Origin of the sequence: Vibrio nomapromontoriensis, from assembly GCF_050337205.1 — a bacterium.
In the GTDB taxonomy this organism is placed as follows: Bacteria; Pseudomonadota; Gammaproteobacteria; order Enterobacterales; family Vibrionaceae; genus Vibrio; species Vibrio nomapromontoriensis.
Window position 1 is genome coordinate 623,745 of sequence record NZ_JAKJSS010000008.1, and the last position, 17,937, is coordinate 641,681.

Genomic DNA, 17,937 nt, shown 5'->3' on the forward strand with positions numbered 1-17,937 from the left:
ATCATCACATAGATAATATCGGTCGCATGCATCGCGACTAATCAAAAAGGAAATCATCATGGCTTTTAATCTTCGTAACCGTAACTTCCTTAAACTACTTGATTTTACTCCACGTGAAATTCAGCACTTTTTAGACTTGTCAGCTGAGCTTAAAAAAGCCAAATACAATGGCTACGAGCAGCCGCGCCTAAAAGGCAAAAATATCGCTCTCATCTTTGAAAAAACATCCACACGTACGCGCTGTGCATTCGAAGTCGCGGCGTTTGACCAAGGCGCTCAAGTTTCTTACCTTGGCCCAACAGGCTCACAAATCGGCCACAAAGAATCCATGAAAGACACAGCTCGCGTTCTAGGCAGAATGTACGATGGCATTGAGTATCGTGGCTTTGGACAAGAAATCGTCGAAGAGTTAGGTGCTTACGCTGGCGTTCCAGTCTGGAATGGTTTGACGGATGAATTCCACCCAACTCAAATCCTCGCTGACTTCTTAACGATGATGGAGCATGGTCGTGGCAAGCAATTGCATGAAATCAAGTTTGCTTACTTGGGTGATGCTCGTAACAACATGGGTAATTCATTGATGGTGGGCGCGGCGAAAATGGGTATGGATATTCGCCTTGTCGCACCAAAGCAGTTCTGGCCTGAAGCTTCTTTAGTGGCTCAATGCCAAGAAATTGCGACGCAGACTGGTGCGAAAATCACGCTGACAGACGACGTAAGCGAAGGCGTTCAAGGCTGTGATTTCCTTTATACTGACGTTTGGGTATCAATGGGAGAAGCAAAAGAAGCGTGGGCTGAGCGCATTAACTTAATGCTTCCGTATCAAGTGAACATGGACATGCTAAAGGCTACGGGTAACCCACACGTGAAGTTTATGCATTGCTTACCGGCGTTCCATGGCGAAGATACCGTTGTTGGTAAATCTCTTGCTAAAGACTACCCTATCTTGGCGCAAGGGTGTGAAGTCACTGATGAAGTAGTGGAATCTGAGCACTCGATTGTTTTTGATGAGGCAGAAAACAGAATGCACACCATCAAAGCGGTGATGGTTGCAACGCTAGGCGACTAATTATTATCTCGTTTACAAGCCGAGCCTTATTTACAAATATACCATTAAGGTAACTATGAATAAGGCTCGCATAATTTTTCACTTTCCCTTACTGACATCCCCTTTATTCTATTCATCAATATAGATAAACAAGGCCTCTGGCAGGGACTAAAAAGGATGGCAGTTTGGATAATTATCCAATTTATGGATACTTTACCAAGCATATTGAACGATAGTAATTTCACCGTATAATCTATATAAATTGACGAGAGATTATTCATGAAAAATAAGAGCCACCCACTTATCGACTCTAAAAATAAAAACTCAACAAATAATTTCTTTCATTGTTGTTGTACTAAATAGCCTCCTCTTCATAGGAGGCTTTTTTATATCTAATTGGCTATAATTAAGGAGAAATGTGTCATGCCACATTCACTATTTAATAAACACATCATTTCTATACCGGAGCTTAGTCGTAAAGAGTTGGAGCTGATTGTAGAAACCGCTACACGCCTCAAGGCGGAGCCCAATCCGGAGCTGCTTAAGAACAAAGTCATCGCCAGTTGCTTCTTCGAGCCATCAACTCGAACCCGCCTCTCTTTTGAAACTGCTGTCCAGCGCTTAGGAGGAACGGTCATTGGCTTCGATAATGGCGGCAACACCTCCCTAGCTAAAAAAGGCGAAACTCTTGCAGATTCAGTTCAAGTCATCGCTTCTTACGTCGATGCTTTTGTCATGCGTCATCCTCAAGAAGGTGCTGCAAGACTCGCCTCTGAGTTTTCCAATCACGTTCCTATCATTAATGGCGGTGATGGGGCTAACCAGCACCCAACCCAAACCTTGCTCGACCTGTTTTCTATCTATGAAACACAAGGGACGCTTGATAACTTGAACGTAGCTTTTGTCGGGGATCTAAAATACGGACGCACCGTGCACTCACTCACCCAAGCACTGGCTAAATTTAATAACATTCGCTTTTTCTTTATCGCACCTGATGCTTTAGCGATGCCAGATTACATCTGTGAGGATCTTGACCAAGCCGATATCCGTTACAGCCTGCACTCCAACATAGAAGACGTCGCACCTGAGCTGGATGTACTGTATATGACCCGAGTGCAAAAAGAACGATTTGACGAATCTGAATACGCTCATATTAAGTCTGCCTTTATACTCACAACGGAGACGTTAAAAGGAGCACGGCCTAACTTAAGAGTGCTTCATCCGCTACCTCGTGTCGATGAAATCACAACCGATGTTGATAAAACACCACACGCCTATTACTTCCAACAAGCAGAAAATGGGGTTTACGCCCGAGAGGCTCTGCTTGCCCTTGTTCTATCTGAATCTCTACACGTGTAAAAGGAGCCGAACTATGACTAAGCAAACCAAACTTCAGGTAGAAGCCATTCGCAATGGTTCAGTTATCGACCATATCCCGGCTAATGTAGGCATAAAAATACTAAAACTGTTCAAGATGCACAAAAGTGAACAGCGGGTCACCATTGGCCTCAATCTTCCGTCATCGGCACTAGGTGCCAAAGATATCATTAAAATAGAGAATATTTATCTGACCGAAGATCAGGCGAATCAGCTTGCACTATATGCTCCTCAAGCTACCGTTAATCAAATAGAAGAGTACAATGTCGTCAATAAGCTCACGCTTGAATTACCCCACCAAATTGAAAGTATATTTCAATGCCCGAACAGTAATTGTATTTCACATGGCGAACCAGTTGAAAGCCGCTTTTATGTCGTAAATAAGAACCGTGATATTCAATTAAAATGTCATTATTGTGAGAAAGTATTCTCTCGAAGCATCGTAAAAGAGAAAAAATAATCCAGATGGCTTAATGTTGATTATGGATATTTATCCTAAAAGCTGAATAAATATCCATTTCAACACAAAAACAGAGAATATCAATAATGTTAACTCACCGTCACTTATTAATAACCATTAAGTGTTAGAATACCAGAAGATCTACAAAGTCTAGGAAGCTAAGATCAGATGATACGGTTGCAAAGCACTTTAATTAAAACAGACTATTTGGCTAGATCTGCATCCGGACTTCTTGGCTTCATATAAAAGATTTTCTCACTCCAAGGGCTTGGAGTGTATCACGACAAGGAAAGGTTCGTTCATTCCATATAAGAAGGAGTTACTATGAACGAGACTCTTGAATTAACCGAAGCCGATGACAAAACACTCACGGCTGCGTGCAAGAAACTATTACAGCAACAGAGCTTTACGACCCAGAATAAGTTACGAGAAGCCTTAGTCAGTATCGGCTTTGTTGGAATAAGCCAATCCACCGTATCGCGATTGCTTTCCCAACTAGGGGTCATAAAAGTCCAAAATGCATGTGGTAAAAAAGCATACTGCTTAACCGTCGAAAATGCGCCAGTACGCGTTGAATCTTCTATCTCATCGCAGATTGAATTTATTACCCACAATCAAGCTGTCGTGGTCGTCAAAACTCACCCAGGTAGCGCTCAACTTATCGCTAGACTGGTCGATATCGACCCCCACAACGAGATTTTGGGTACTGTCGGTGGTAATGATACCGTACTTGTCATCCCCAAAAGCGTCTCGGAGATTGATAAGTGTGAACAGATCGTACGAATTCGGTTAGGGGTACAGTAAGATCATCTATAGAAACAAGCTATAGATACCACTCATAAAAAAAGCCTCTAACGAGGCTTTTTTTATTTATTCAGATTCCGGTGTTGGTTTCGGCTTTTTCTTTGGAATAAAGACCGAATCACCCACTGCTACGTTTTGGTAGAACGCTTTATCACGCTTAACAGGCTTCTTAGTGCCCGTTTGTTTCTTCTTCTTCTGAGCTGGTTTTGCTGCAGTGTTCTTAGCAAAGGCAGGCTTACGCGGACGTAACCCTTTAAATTTACCTTTTAAACCTTCTAGTTCAGAGAAGGTAATGTCTTGCTGTAAGAAAGCTTCGACACGCTTCAAGCTGTCCCAGTCTTTTGGACCAACCAATGAAATGGCGTCACCCTTGTTACCCGCTCGACCAGTACGCCCAACACGGTGAACATATTCCTCGGTATGCTTTGGCATATCAAAGTTGATCACGTGCGTAACGGTATTAATATCGATACCACGTGAAGCCACATCCGTGGTCACTAGGATCTTAAAGACATGACGCTCAAACTGACTCATGATGTTGTTTCGTTGAGTTTGGTTTAAACCACCACTTAGCGCCACAACTTTCAGTTTTTTCTCATTTAGCCAAGTTGCCAATCGCTCGGTATCCGCGCGAGTCGCGGTGAAGATCATGACTTGTGTGTAGTCTGCTTCTTGTAAAACACGCTCCAAAATAGCTTCTTTATGATCTAAATGATCACACAAGTAGAATTTTTGCGTAATGTCTTTGTGCTCTTCATTAGAAACACCGACTGAAATACGCTTAGGAGCATTAAGCATTTCATTCGCGATCTCATTCATTTCCGCATGATCAAGCGTGGCAGAAAACATCAATGTCTGACGACGACGATGCTTCGCCGCGCGATGAATACGCATAAGTTCAGGTGCAAAGCCTAAATCCAACATGCGGTCTGCTTCATCCAGAATTAGTGTTTCTAAACCATCAAGAAACAATGAACGATGTTCTAAATGGTCAGCAAGTCGTCCTGGCGTCGCAACAATAAATTTAGGATAGCGACGTAGAGCTTTCACTTGATCGTTAAAGTTTTCGCCACCTAAGATCAGGGTCGCGTCGTAAGTTAATCCGCCCAACATCGCTCTTAACTCGCTGTATACCTGCTTTGCCAATTCACGAGTTGGCGCTAAGATAACTGCACGTGGGTCCTTTGCTGAAAAAGACTTACTCTTCAAAGATTTGTGAAGCATAGGCAATACAAATGCCAAAGTCTTACCTGAGCCCGTTTTCGAAGACGCAATCAGATCCTTACCCGCAATTGCGACTGGAATCGCCTGCTTCTGGATATCTGTCGCTTTTTTGAAGTCATAGTGCTTCAGATTCTTCAATAAACGGTTATCAAGACCAAGATCTTTAAATTGCAAAGGTTATACTCCTAACGAGGTGGGACGAACTAAAAAATTAGGGGCGCATAATACATGATATTTACCCTTGCCACCAGCATATAGCCAAATGACATCAAGATGCAGGATTAAGCGTACCCAGATGAGTCTACAACAAGAATCTTTTCTTCACTTTGATGTGACTTGTATATAATGCATATCCACGCAAAACCCTGAATGGTTCCCAATCATGTAGGCCCATTCTGATATACATTACCGTTCCAAGGTTTTATCCTTACAATCGCCTTGTAAACAATGTGTTAACGTCAAGAAGCACCGAGGGCGTGATATGCATCACATTTCGATGATATCTCAGTTTCTCATAAATAAGACAAACCAACTTTAACGTTAAAATCGCGTAATTTTTTGGTTTTTCTGACTTTTAAATAGTTTGCGTTCTTAAAATAAGGCACTAAACTCAAAAATAGCCTTATTGCCTAGATGTAGCAGGGCTGTTTGAAATAATAATCCTCAAGGAGCTTATAATGAATAAAGTGTTAATTGCAGCAGCAGCATCGTCGGTTCTACTACTAGCTGGTTGTGCATCAGGTCCAGACGAAGCAACAACAGCAAAAATGGACGATCTAAACAATCAAGTAAGCCAACTAAGTGCAGACGTACAAGCACTTAAAGATGAAGTTCAAATGGGCAACAAAAACGCTATGGCTGCGCAAGAAGAAGCTTCTCGTGCAAACGAGCGTATCGATAACATCGCTCAGTCTTACACTAAGTAAGCAACACAGATAAATAAAAAACACCCGCTATATGCGGGTGTTTTTTTTCTTTCAATCTGGAGCTAATACTAAACACTGGCCTACTAGCGCTTCATACTAACAATACGATGACTATTCAAGCGCTTCCATCGGTGGTACCACTTCAACGGGAACACCATTTTGCGCCAACACAACGGCTTTAGCGATTCGGTCAGAAATCCCATACTCTTCTAACCACCATTCTAGTTCTTGTGGAACTAACATGGCTTTTTTCGTGCCATCACTTCTCGTCAATGGCTCATGTGCTTCAATAAATACACTTCTGTCTGGCTCAAGGGCGACTTTAATTGGCTCATCGATAACGCGAACTTGCAGTCCAACTTTCGCTTCATTAAACAGCCAATCAATATCTTTGGGATCCATACGGATACACCCCGCGCTGACACGCAAGCCGATGCCAAAGTCTTTATTGGTGCCGTGAATCAAATATGATCCCGTCCCATACGCTAAGCGCATAGCGTAGTCCCCTAGCGGATTTTCTGGACCTGCAGGTACAACGTCAGGGAGTTCAATCCCTTTCGCTAAGTAATCCTTACGTATTGACGCAGGAGGTGTCCACGTCGGGTTCTTCCGTAGTTGGCTGATTTTAGTCGTCATTTCTGGCGTATCTTGCCCGATTCGACCTATACCGACGGGGAAAATGTGGACGATATCTTTTTCTGGCTCAAAATAATAAAGTCTTAGTTCCGCAAGGTTGATGACAATTCCTTTGTATTCCACCTCTGGCAATATCGTCTGACTTGGGATCGTCAAGACATAGTCTTCGGGAGGTAAAAACGGGTCAACCCCCTTATTTGCTGCCATTAAAGACAAAAAACCAACGTCGTATTGCTTCGCAATATCAGACATCGTTTGCCCAGCGACAATACTGTGATACCGAATTGTCCCAACCAAGTTACTGCCATCTTCTGGAAGCGCATAGGTGGCAGCACTTATCCATTGTGAGAAGCTCAGACAAGCCGCTAAAATCGTCCTACGATACATCAATGTTGATCCCTTGCTTCTTTATATACGCTTAAGGTTATCTCTCTTTGTGTCTTGTGATCAACTATCGGTTCAGGATATTCCAACTTTTGAAACGCTTCCCACCTCCAAGGTTGATGAATATGACGATTTGGCACCTGGGCGAGCTCCGGAATCCACTGACGAATAAACTCCCCCTGTGCGTCAAAACGCTCGCCCTGGCGAATAGGGTTAAAAATACGAAAGTAAGGCTGTCCATCACACCCTGTAGATGCACACCACTGCCAACCCCCGTTATTTGCAGCGAAATCCCCATCCACCAGCTTGGACATAAAGTAGGCTTCACCCCATCGCCAATCTACGTGAAGATCCTTGATTAAAAAGCTTGCCACAATCATACGCAACCGGTTATGCATCCAGCCTGTAGCATTAAGTTGACGCATTGCCGCATCAACAATGGGATAACCTGTCACACCATTAGTCCATTGTTTAAAGACGTCTTCACGCCCTTGCCAAATCAGTTTTTTTTCCCAGCTAAGGTAGCCATGACGACGACTTAATTTAGGTTCAAAGTTCACTAGGTGCTGATAAAACTCTCGCCAAATTAACTCACTTAGCCATACCTCGGCACCTTCTGATAATGACGGTTCTTGACCATCGGACATTGTCGCATCAAGATAAAGACGAGCCACACATTGTCTGGCTGAAAGCGCCCCTATCGCTAAATAGGCACTAAGTTGGCTCGTCCCATCCATCGCAGGATAATCTCGATCCTGATGGTAATACATAACCCTATCGTGACTAAATGTCCGCAACCTATCTATGATGCTGTCGGTATCCACCGGCAGAGGTAAACTCGACACCAGTGGATAGCTAAACGGTACATTCGACGCATACCGATAATGAAACGGAGCATCGGTAGGGACGGAGACTATCGGCTTGCGAACTCTGGCTAGTGTAAACTGCGCTTTCCAAGCATTTTTGAATGGCGTAAAAACTTTGAAGTTTTGGCCTTGTTTATTTAATACACTGCCCGGCCGAAGTATGCATTTGTCATCAAATGAACAAACCGTTTTACCATGCTGTTTAAACTGTTCTGACAGCGCAGAAATTCTATTTCTTTCATTAACTTCATAATCAAGATTCAAGAATAGCTCGGTCACACCTAGCTCAATTGACAATGCCAGCAACCACTCATTAGCCCGTTCAAAATTGTCACACTGATGATAGAGCAACGGTATGTTCAATAGCTCAAGCTCTGTATTTAGCGCCTCCAAGCGCCTGCGAATGAGATCAGCCTGAATCGGCGCCAAGTCATGCTGCGCCCACTGCTGTGGTGTCGCTATAAATACGGCTATTACTGGTGTCTCGCCATCAACAGCTTGAATTAAAGCGGTATTATCGATAGTTCTTAGATCACGATTGAATAACACTAATCGTTTCATTGAGCTCTCCTAAAGCGTTGAGTTACTAGGCTTAGCGGTCACATTAAACATCAAATTAAATGTTCTATAACAGGTGAAACATAAACCGGAACACTATGGTTGGCTCGCTGCTCTCTTATCACAGAAAGATGCTTTTCCGATAAAGACTTTTCCGCAAATAAGTGCACCCCATGATACGCAGCGATCACCTCTTCATTGAATAAGGCTCCAATATCATCAACACCATCTAAAAATATCACTCGCCCCTCTTTTTCAACGAGTCGGGCGTAAAAAAGCCAAGCAAAAAGGTTGCCTACCGTGTCCAAATTAACGAGAAGGTATTGATGTTTACCGCCCTTTTTTGACTCAGCTTGGATCATCAGTAACAACTGATGAATGAGTAAGGTGCGAAATAACGCATATTGCAGCGACCGTTGACCCATTTTGACAAAATCTATCGCCATCAACACCGGGATAACACATTGCGTTTCTACGATATCCAGAGGGTACTCTTTCAAGACAAAACGGAGAATTTTTCCTACCTCGTCACCATCTAATAAGCTTAGAGCTTGAAGTAGTTGCTCCACTTCATCAAGGCGCTGAGACGGTTCGTGCTCCGTAGGTAAAGTATTTGACGCCAACAAAGCTTTGACTTTGCCAATGGATACCCCTTTTGCAAGCCAACCCTGGACACGTTTAATCGTCTCCACATCTTTTTCTGTATATAAACGATGCCCTTTCTCTGTGCGCTCTGGTTGGACAAGATTATAACGCCTCTGCCATGCTCTTAGAGTGACGGGTTTTACCCCAGTCATCTGTGCAACGTCTCGAATGGCGTAACGAGCATGATTAAAGCCCATAACGCAGACGCATTTCTTCTGGGTGAGGCTGCAAGAACCGTTGCGAAGCAAGATAATCATCAGGGTATGCACGGAGATAGTGCTTTAACAAAGTGAGCGGCGAAAGCAAAGGCAGTAAGCCTGTACGATAATCGTCTATCACTTGTGCCAGTTCACGCTTTTCATCTGCATCTAACGCTCGCTTAAAATACCCTTGAATGTGCATGAGGACATTAGTGGCATTTTTACGAGACACTCGGTGCTTCAGTCCTTCCATCAACCCCAACCGATAGGCTTGGTAAAATTCATCAGGAGCGTACTCGTTTTGATGAGCAACCAATCTACCTAGCGTTTTATATGATGTCGGGTTATGAGCCATCAACGTCAGTTTGTAACGGGAGTGAAAATCAACAATTTTCCCCGGAGTAGGCTGACCTTGCATAGACTGGTAAAAATCATTTAGCCCAAACACGCGAGATATAAAGTTCTCTTTAAGCACAGGATCATTCAGCCTGCCGTCCTCTTCTACGGGCAACCATGGCATTTTCTTCATCAAATGTTCGGTATACAAACCAACCCCATTCGCTTTGGCATGACCAACGGTATAGACCTTCACTCTCTCCATCCCACAGCTTGGAGACTTAGCACATACGATATACCCACACATCTGGGTATTTTCCAACTCAGCGACTTTGCTGTGAGTGAAGGCCAACATACCGTCCGTATGATCCTGAGTTACATCCTTCGTTTCTACTAACCTAATTCGCTCTTCATTTGACATTAAACGAATGGTTGGACGGGGCACAGGGAGCCCCATCCCTACCTCAGGACAGACAGACACAAACGAAAAATACTCCCTCAGCTCTTTGTTTACATAACTGCTTTGCTTGTGACCTGAATCGAAACGTACGTTTTCACCCAATAGGCAAGAACTGATTCCAATAGTGATGACTGGCTCATTCATGAAGTTCTCCTTGTGTTTAAAGTGCGCTCGCATACAAGCAAAGACACAATGAAATAAGTGATACAAAAAATTGTTCTGTACAATCTTACGTAGCGCTTGTGTAACAGTTCACTCATGCAGCACTTTTTTTCTTCAGCACCTAGGATTACTCAGTCAATCGATTGCCCTTTCACTTTCAACAGATTTAGTTATCATGCCAACTTAGCTAGTAACATTAAAAGAAAAATGTGATTAAAATCTCATAGAAGCCTTATTATTAGAGCTAATATTCATTTCAACAAAGAATGATTACATTCAACAGAATTCGTTAAAATATTAGGAGCAATACCATGGCTACCCCTCATATCAATGCAAACCCGGGTGATTTTGCTGAAACAGTCCTGATGCCAGGCGATCCGCTTCGCGCTCAATATATCGCTGATACGTTTTTAGAAGACGTAGAAAAAGTATGTGATGTGCGCAATATGTTTGGCTATACCGGTACTTATAAAGGTCAACGTGTTTCAGTTATGGGCCATGGCATGGGTATCCCATCTTGCTGTATCTACGTTCACGAGCTCATCAAAGATTTCGGCGTTAAGAACGTGATTCGAGTAGGCAGCTGTGGGGCGGTACGTGACGATGTTAACCTAATGGATGTCGTTATTGGCATGGGCGCATCAACCGACTCAAAAGTTAACCGCATCCGCTTCAATGACCATGACTTTGCTGCTATTGCTGATTTTGGTCTCTTAGAAGAAGCCGTAAAGCAGGCCCGTAGCCAAAACGTTCCCGTTAAAGTGGGTAATATTTTCTCTGCTGACCTGTTCTATACACCAGAAGCAGACATCTTCGACAAAATGAAACATCTAGGTATTTTAGGTGTGGATATGGAAGCGGCCGGTATCTATGGCGTTGCCGCAGACTTGGGCGCAAAAGCACTGACTATTCTTACGGTTTCCGACCATATTATCCGTGGCGAGAAATTAAGTTCTGAAGACCGTCAAAAGTCATTTAACGAAATGATGACTGTCGCGCTAGAAACTGCCATCAACCTATAAATGTTAAAAGCCAGTTCAACGCCTGAAGTTGCACTGGCTTTTTTTAAAACTGTTTTTATGAACCTTTTTCACAAACCTTAGGGGGTGAACGTGTCAGAAGGCAAATTGCCGCTGGCCGCGAATGGATTACAGCTCAATTTTTGTAAAACATTGGCGTGTGACAATTTTGGAAAAAGTGATGCAAATCTTTATATTTTGCAACACAGTAATCCTAAGCGACCTGCGATGGTATGCCGAGAATGTGGTGCGTTTCCCCCCCTACTTAACAACCAAGAAGTCCTCTGCGAGCTAAACCGCTTGCGGCTGACTCACGACGATGGACTGCCAGCGTGTAAAGATAGCCAATGCGCTAACTTTGGTCTTTCGGTCGATACCCACAAAGAGCGTTATCACGCTTTTGGGTTTAGCGGTGATCGGCAGCGCTACCGATGTAAACTGTGCCAAGGGACATTTGTCGATAAATGGTCTGGATCCAACAAAAAAATTGAGTTTCAAGAAGCTTTGCTAGCGTTCTTATTTACCGGTTACTCCGTCAGAGAAATCTGCCGTAAACTCAGCATCAACCCTAAAACGTTTTATGACAATATCGACCAAATCGCGAGTCGTTGTCGTAGAAAGCTCGCCCATATTGATGCGCGCTGGTTGAATCATGCGAGTCATTATACCCTTGCTTCAAGTTACCAAAGTCTGCAACCCGCTAGCCATAACGGTGTTTTTTGGTTCGCAACCTGTGACGTAAATTCTGGCTATGTACTGTGCCAGCACACCAATTACACATTAAAAAGCACACCCAGTACCCAACTTGATCACGATGCCTATCAAAAAAATGCCCAGTTTCTGCCTCATCAATATGTCGCGGAAAATTATGGCAACACAAATGAGCGCACCGAAAGCGAGCGAAGCCCTAAAAGTCGTGTTAACAACACTCCAGTAGAAAAAACACCCACTAGCATCAAAGAGCGTATAGATATTAACTATCAGAATATTCTAGCAAGAAGCAACGTTGAAGACCCTTTGGGCAATTTTTCTAAGTTCCACTACCCTAATACAGGCACGATTATAAGGGCTCCCTACACTTCCTATGCGCATTACCTGCATATTTCACAAATGATAGGTAACGAAAAACCATTAGCTATCTTTATGCCTCAAGACCCAGTGCTTCGCTCAGCTGCATTAACGGTGTACCTTGAACGTATCAAGAACGACAACGTCGATCTGCTATACGTGATGCAAGATCCCAACTGGGATAATAGCGGGCTGTCAAAAACAACCGATATTGCTCTTATGGGCTGGTGGCGTGATCGTTGGGCTATTGCGCACCAGGCTAGTGGAGCCAGCAAGGGGTTATGCTATCTATCATCCGCGAGTGATTCTCTGTCAGGCACAAACTCTTCGTCAGATAACGTGGACGATACCAATTATTGGCTACAGGTGGCCTCAACTGAGAGTGTTGAATTTTACCAAGCTCGTTTCCAATTGCTATTTGAAAGCTTTATTAATGAGCCAAGACGAAAATTAAGACCGGGCGGTATTATGCCGCTGCTCGACATCTTTCGGGCTTGGCATAACCTCTGCTATCAAGATAAACAAGGGCTCACAGCCGCTCAAAGACTGAATGTCTGTGAGGCCCCTATGACGTTAAAGCAGCTACTAGAATAAGTGGGGTATCTTTTTAAAACACAACGTTTAAAGAAAGAATAACGATACCCCAAACACCGCGAATAAAGTACCAACAACACTACGACGGCTGATCTTTTCGCCACGGATTGTGTAGATAATTAAAATAAACAGTGGGCTGGTGGCAATCAATGTTTGTGCGATTGCGGGGTTAGCGTGTTTCAACGCCACTTGCTGTAACCATAACGCCAAGAATGTGCCGACAAAAATAGCGGCAAGTAACCACAACCAGTTGTTACGGTTCATCCTCGTACACTGTTTTTTGATGGCAGAAAACGGTTTCTTTTCGACAAACCCTACCACCATAGCAACAGCCGCAACGCCTATCGTTAAACGAATTAATGCCCCGAGTAAGGGTGGCAAATCACCTTGTACCAAGGCAAAATGAGAAATCACCACCCCAGATGCCTGACAAATACTTGCCAATAATCCAAAACCAATCCCTTTTAAATCATAGCCCTTTTCTGCACTATCATTAGGTTGAAATACCACCGACGTCACAGCAATCGTTGTGATAAGAACACCGAGCCAACTTTGAAGTTGTAAGGCACTGCCCAAAAAGACCAATGCCAAAACCCCTGATAAAGGCGGCGCTAACGATTCCAGTAATAGTGTCTTATTTGCGCCGATTCGCTTAAGGGCTGAAAAATAAGCGCTGTCTCCAATGGCAATGCCTATCACCCCAGAAATACCCAATATCCATAAATAGCTAGGATCAATCTCCACGGCCGGCATCTCGGTAAAAGGCAGCACCATAAGCATCATCAACGAAGCAATCGAGCCTTTGATAATATTTAGCTGCATAGAGCTAAAATGATGACTAAACTGGCTGTAAATCCAAGTCGCGACCGCCCAAACTATGGCAGCACCAATCGCTGCACTTTCTCCAATAAAAGTCATCAAATTCCTCTTAAATCATCATTTATCTGTTGCACAATACATAAATATAACAAATACTTAACTAGTTGAATTATTTCAATTCGCTATTTTAACTCTCGCAAGGATGAACTATGTTTCTTGATTACTTTGCTCTTGGACTGCTCGTTTTCGTCGCCCTAGTCATATTTTACGGCATTATTGTTATTCACGATATTCCTTTTGAAATCGCAAAAGAACGCGACCACCCGCATCAAGACGCCATCCATGTCGCTGGTTGGGTCAGCTTATTTACCCTCCACGCGATTTGGCCGTTTCTATGGATTTGGGCCACGCTTTGGCGAAAAGAACGCGGTTGGGGATTTCATAAACTCGAAGAAGAACAGCACGATCTGCATCATCGCCTTGAGAAATTAGTCGACCAAGTCGCTACGATGGAACAAGAAATCCATTACTTAAAAAGTAGACAAGATGTACCGCAAACTCAATCTGCGGAAGAGGAGAAGTAATTCATGGATTTATTACTCATATTAACTTACACCGCGCTGTGTATCGCCATTTTTAAAATTTTCAAAATCCCGCTGAATAAATGGACCGTCCCAACCGCGGTACTTGGTGGTGTCGTGCTCATTGGTACACTTATCTTATTAATGAACTATAACCATCCGTTTACGCAAATTGGTGGACAGTTTTACAGCACAACCCCTATCGTTTCCAGTGTTCGAGGCAAAGTCGTTGAAGTCAACGTTGAAGCCAACCAACAACTGAAAAAGGGCGATGTCATGCTAAAAATTGACCCTATCCCTTACCAAGCAGAAGTCATTAAAGCCAAAGCGGCCCTTGCTGATGCCAATCAAGATGTTTTACAACTAGAGAGTGATTATAAGGCTGCTCAATCCGATACGATTAAGGCCGCCGCTGAGCGCGACAAAGCAGAGCGCGAGTTCGCCCGTTATCAAAAAGGCTTTAAAAAGGGCGCATTTACCGAACAGCAAGTGGATACTCGCCGTCAGAAATTCAAAGCTAACCAAGCAGCGCTTGAAGCCGCGCAAGCAAAAGAAGAAAGCGCTCGACTTGCGTTTGAGTCTCAGATCTTTGGTGAAAATACCACCGTTGCCCAACTCAAAGCACAATTAATACAAGCGGAGTTTAATCTTCGCGAAACCGTCGTGTTAGCCCCTACCGACGGCTATGTCACTCAACTTGCTCTTAGACCCGGCATGATGGCAGTACCGCTACCCTTAGTTCCTCTAATGACGTTCGTCCACACAGAGGATAACTTCTTTGTGGGTGCGTTTAGACAAAACTCTTTGCAACGCTTGCAGCCAGGTTTTGAAGCGGAGTTTTTATTTAGAGCACTGCCAGGTAAAGTCTTTAAAGGTAAAGTGGTTGAAGTCTTGCCTACTATCGCAGAAGGTCAGATTAGTGCAAGCGGTACATTAAGAGGCACGCAAACCTTTAATACATCGGGACGAGCGATGGTTAAACTCGTGCTAGATGACGACATGAGTGAATACGTACTACCTACCGGCTCTAACGCGGAAATTGCGATTTATTCAGACAGCTTCGAACACGTTTCGATCATGCGTAAGGTCTTAATTCGCATGAAAAGCTGGCAAAACTACCTCTATCTGGATCATTAAAAGAACATGAACCATAGCGGTCTTAACGCGTGTTAGTACGACTGCCACAACAATGTTGATTGACCCAGATAAAAAATGGCAACCCTAGGGTTGCCATTTTTCTATCTGTAATTTTGAGTGGACAAATTCTTAGTCCAGCAGAGAACGAACGTATTGCTCGATTTCTGGCACTTGGCAATGTTCGAAGAAGCATTGCTGGAAGCGTTCACCTGTCACTGCCGTTCTTACCAATTCAACATCAATGGCTTTTAGCGTGTCTAAGTAGTTTTCTTTAACCACTGCCGCTTTAACATCATTTAAGATACCAGCGTTACGTTGTTGTGGCTCAGCACGCTCAAGTGGGTAGCCTTGACCACGTTCACCTGTAGTAAATGCTTTTTCAAAAATGTAGCGTACATTCAGTTCCGCACCCCAGCCATAACCTTTTGCAAACGCTAAAGACAAAGCATTGCCATTGTTAATCTGGTTAAACAAGAATGCGTCCGACGGCTCTAAACAGTAGCCACAAACAATGCCTGGGTGGATGTTAAGTGACATCATTGCACCTTGGCCTGTGCCACAACCAGTCACAACAAAATCAACCGCTTTCGAGTTTACAAGAATGCTTGCCATGATACCTAGATGGATATAAGTAAGATGATGATCGTTTTCATCACTCATACCAACGTTAAAGACTGAATAGTCTAATGGTGCAACCACGTTAGTCAGCTCGTTGTAAACCACCGCGTTTTTGCCCGCTTGGCTATTTTCCATCATCAATGCAATTTTCATTTGTTTCTCCCGCTATATTGCGAATCAAAAGTTATAACTAAAATCTTTCTTTACTACCTGGTATGAAACTGTCGACTATCATACCCGCTTCAATACATGTCACTGTGTGTGGAGTATGCGCCTCATGAATGATGGCCTCACCTGCACGAAGTCGTTGGGTCTCTTCTCTAGATACAAATTCAAAGCAACCCGTTAGCACGAGTGTGAGCTCCTCATGTGAATGGCAGTGCTTCTCTACCGTCCCTTGCTCAACTCCGACACCAATAGTGACAGTGTCACATTTGTTGATATCTAAACATGACTCCTTGCTATATCGTCTTTCAGACGGTTCACGCACCATGATATTGATAAACTAACCTTGAGAGACTATATCTGCGCTGCGTTTATCGCGATATAAACGAGCAATCGTCAGCACATTCATCATGATGACAGACGCTTCAAGCAAACTTCCGCCAATTGACCCAATCGAAATATTATTGATAAGCCAACACGTAGCGCCAAGTAAGAACCCCAAGCGTAAAGGAATACCCTTTAATACAAATATCGAAATGGTTCCGATAACCGTGCCAGCAATTGGCCATAATTGCCATGCATCCTGAGCTAGGGTTACCCCCACTGCCACACTGATTATCACAAACAATGTCGCAACCCATAATGAACGAGTATAAATCGCCATTCCTGTCCTAAAAGTGGACAGTAACGCGCTTGCCGCCGACACCATCGAGCCCATTAAGATAAAGTGAACCAGATGGTTAAGGTTAAGTAACAGCATCAAAATTTTGAGTTTCTTGTCGTCTTTTTGATAAAACGTCGACATACCCAGCGCAAAACTGATTAAGCCAAAAACTTGTGCCGTTACTTCCCCTCCCATCTCACTTATTCTCTTTGCGTATTAGCGCGCTAACCAACCACCATCAACAGCAATAGTGTAGCCATTGATGTAATCAGAAGCTGAAGATGCTAGGAACACACATGGTCCAGCAACATCTAACGGTGTACCCCAACGGTTCGCAGGAATACGCTCTAGGATCGCTTTGTTACGGTCAGCATCTTCACGCAATGCTTGTGTGTTATTCGTTGCCATGTACCCAGGTGCAATAGCATTCACATTAATGTTGTGACTTGCCCATTCATTCGCCATCGCACGTGTGATACCCATAACGGCACTTTTTGAAGCCGTGTAAGATGGCACACGGATACCGCCTTGGTAAGATAACATTGATGCGATGTTGATGATCTTACCGCCGTTGCCTTGTGCCATGAACTGCTTAGAGACCGCTTGAGACATAAAGAAAACAGTCTTAGAGTTAATGTTCATCACATCATCCCAATCCTGCTCAGAGAAATTGATCGCATCTTCACGGCGGATAATACCCGCGTTGTTCACTAGCACATCGATTCGACCAAACTCAGTCACTGCTTTATCAATAACAGTTGGAATATCTTCTTGCTTAAGTAGGTTTGCACGTACATCTAAGAAAGTATGGCCCGCAGCCTGCATTTTCTCGATGGTTTCTGTTGGTTCAACGTAGTTAACACCTACTACTTTACAGCCAGCTTCTGCTAAACCAAGCGCCATACCTTGACCTAAGCCTGTATCACAACCAGTAACAATCGCGACCTTACCGCTTAAATTAAATGAATCTAACATCATGTTCCTTTTCCTCAACTTATGATTGTCATCGTAGCGATGTGCATCGCTGACTGAATATGTGATTACAATAAAGCAATAAAACACCATTAGCAATATTTTTAAAACATCATTTCAAAAATATTCATTGAAGACGAAAATAAATGTGAGACAGATCGTGATTGAATCATTTTTTATAAAAAGGCTTTTTAAAAATTGTGAACAGTGTTAG

The 17,937-nt window shown here is 43.4% G+C and carries 19 protein-coding genes; 9 read left to right on the plus strand and 10 right to left on the minus strand.

Annotated features, from left to right (window positions below; all coding sequences use genetic code 11):
• Positions 1-58 precede the first annotated feature (58 nt).
• From L4D05_RS10505 to L4D05_RS10520, 4 genes are all read left to right on the plus strand, one after another.
• Complete coding sequence (locus L4D05_RS10505; RefSeq protein ID WP_265675405.1) at positions 59-1,069, plus strand: ornithine carbamoyltransferase; 1,011 nt, start codon at positions 59-61, stop codon at positions 1,067-1,069.
• A gap of 402 nt (positions 1,070-1,471) precedes the next feature.
• A complete protein-coding gene (gene pyrB, locus L4D05_RS10510; RefSeq protein WP_428793922.1) occupies positions 1,472-2,407 on the plus strand; it encodes an aspartate carbamoyltransferase in 936 nt (311 codons plus the stop codon).
• Positions 2,408-2,420: 13 nt separating this feature from the next.
• Complete coding sequence (gene pyrI / locus L4D05_RS10515; RefSeq protein WP_265675407.1) at positions 2,421-2,885, plus strand: aspartate carbamoyltransferase regulatory subunit; 465 nt, start codon at positions 2,421-2,423, stop codon at positions 2,883-2,885.
• Positions 2,886-3,209: 324 nt separating this feature from the next.
• Entirely contained in the window at positions 3,210-3,689 is a 480-nt protein-coding gene (locus L4D05_RS10520) for an arginine repressor (RefSeq protein WP_428751113.1), read from the plus strand.
• Between the two features lie 66 nt (positions 3,690-3,755).
• On the opposite strand, the gene L4D05_RS10525 is transcribed toward L4D05_RS10520, so the two are convergent.
• Complete coding sequence (locus L4D05_RS10525; RefSeq protein WP_265677972.1) at positions 3,756-5,087, minus strand: DEAD/DEAH box helicase; 1,332 nt, start codon at positions 5,085-5,087, stop codon at positions 3,756-3,758.
• A gap of 503 nt (positions 5,088-5,590) precedes the next feature.
• Here L4D05_RS10525 and L4D05_RS10530 point away from each other — a divergent pair.
• Positions 5,591-5,839, plus strand: a complete 249-nt coding sequence (locus L4D05_RS10530) for an Lpp/OprI family alanine-zipper lipoprotein (protein ID WP_265677971.1) — start codon at positions 5,591-5,593, stop codon at positions 5,837-5,839.
• Between the two features lie 111 nt (positions 5,840-5,950).
• Here the strand turns inward: L4D05_RS10530 and L4D05_RS10535 are convergent, their stop codons facing one another.
• From L4D05_RS10535 to L4D05_RS10550, 4 genes are read right to left on the minus strand one after another with little or no spacing between them, the layout of a single operon-like run.
• Positions 5,951-6,862 (minus strand): L,D-transpeptidase family protein, encoded by a 912-nt coding sequence (locus L4D05_RS10535; RefSeq protein ID WP_428793923.1) that lies wholly within the window; start codon positions 6,860-6,862, stop codon positions 5,951-5,953.
• On the minus strand, positions 6,862-8,286 hold the full coding sequence (gene phrB, locus L4D05_RS10540; RefSeq protein WP_428793924.1) for a deoxyribodipyrimidine photo-lyase: 1,425 nt from the start codon (positions 8,284-8,286) through the stop codon (positions 6,862-6,864). The genes L4D05_RS10535 and phrB overlap by 1 nt, the downstream gene beginning before the upstream one ends.
• Before the next feature lie 50 nt (positions 8,287-8,336).
• Complete coding sequence (locus tag L4D05_RS10545; RefSeq protein ID WP_428754772.1) at positions 8,337-9,125, minus strand: MerR family transcriptional regulator; 789 nt, start codon at positions 9,123-9,125, stop codon at positions 8,337-8,339.
• Complete coding sequence (locus tag L4D05_RS10550; protein ID WP_428793925.1) at positions 9,115-10,068, minus strand: YbgA family protein; 954 nt, start codon at positions 10,066-10,068, stop codon at positions 9,115-9,117. The genes L4D05_RS10545 and L4D05_RS10550 overlap by 11 nt, the downstream gene beginning before the upstream one ends.
• 329 nt (positions 10,069-10,397) lie before the next feature.
• On the opposite strand from L4D05_RS10550, the gene deoD reads away from it, so the two are divergent.
• Both deoD and L4D05_RS10560 read left to right on the plus strand, forming a co-directional pair.
• Positions 10,398-11,108 (plus strand): purine-nucleoside phosphorylase, encoded by a 711-nt coding sequence (gene deoD / locus L4D05_RS10555; RefSeq protein WP_250618054.1) that lies wholly within the window; start codon positions 10,398-10,400, stop codon positions 11,106-11,108.
• A gap of 90 nt (positions 11,109-11,198) precedes the next feature.
• Positions 11,199-12,767, plus strand: coding sequence for a transposase (locus L4D05_RS10560; RefSeq protein WP_428793926.1), 1,569 nt, complete (start codon positions 11,199-11,201; stop codon positions 12,765-12,767).
• 27 nt (positions 12,768-12,794) lie between these two features.
• On the opposite strand, the gene L4D05_RS10565 is transcribed toward L4D05_RS10560, so the two are convergent.
• Entirely contained in the window at positions 12,795-13,685 is an 891-nt protein-coding gene (locus tag L4D05_RS10565; RefSeq protein WP_428754769.1) for a DMT family transporter, read from the minus strand.
• A gap of 110 nt (positions 13,686-13,795) precedes the next feature.
• Here L4D05_RS10565 and L4D05_RS10570 point away from each other — a divergent pair, with 110 nt between their 5' ends.
• Positions 13,796-14,170: a DUF3302 domain-containing protein gene (locus L4D05_RS10570; RefSeq protein WP_428754768.1), complete on the plus strand. Its 375-nt coding sequence runs from the start codon at positions 13,796-13,798 to the stop codon at positions 14,168-14,170.
• Between the two features lie 3 nt (positions 14,171-14,173).
• The gene (locus L4D05_RS10575) at positions 14,174-15,304 is read left to right on the plus strand and encodes an HlyD family secretion protein (protein ID WP_428793927.1); all 1,131 of its coding nucleotides are present in this window, start codon (positions 14,174-14,176) and stop codon (positions 15,302-15,304) included.
• Between the two features lie 129 nt (positions 15,305-15,433).
• Here L4D05_RS10575 and L4D05_RS10580 read toward each other — a convergent pair whose 3' ends face one another.
• Genes L4D05_RS10580 through kduD form a run of 4 tightly spaced genes read right to left on the minus strand, consistent with a single transcriptional unit; the run spans position 15,434 to position 17,729 of the window.
• Positions 15,434-16,075 carry an RpiB/LacA/LacB family sugar-phosphate isomerase gene (locus L4D05_RS10580; protein ID WP_428754766.1) on the minus strand — a complete coding sequence of 214 codons (642 nt, stop codon included), beginning with the start codon at positions 16,073-16,075 and terminating at the stop codon, positions 15,434-15,436.
• A gap of 37 nt (positions 16,076-16,112) precedes the next feature.
• Positions 16,113-16,415, minus strand: coding sequence for a cupin domain-containing protein (locus tag L4D05_RS10585; protein WP_428793928.1), 303 nt, complete (start codon positions 16,413-16,415; stop codon positions 16,113-16,115).
• Between the two features lie 12 nt (positions 16,416-16,427).
• Entirely contained in the window at positions 16,428-16,946 is a 519-nt protein-coding gene (locus L4D05_RS10590) for a YgjV family protein (protein WP_428793929.1), read from the minus strand.
• 21 nt (positions 16,947-16,967) lie between these two features.
• A complete protein-coding gene (gene kduD / locus L4D05_RS10595) occupies positions 16,968-17,729 on the minus strand; it encodes a 2-dehydro-3-deoxy-D-gluconate 5-dehydrogenase KduD (protein ID WP_428754763.1) in 762 nt (253 codons plus the stop codon).
• Positions 17,730-17,937 lie beyond the last annotated feature (208 nt).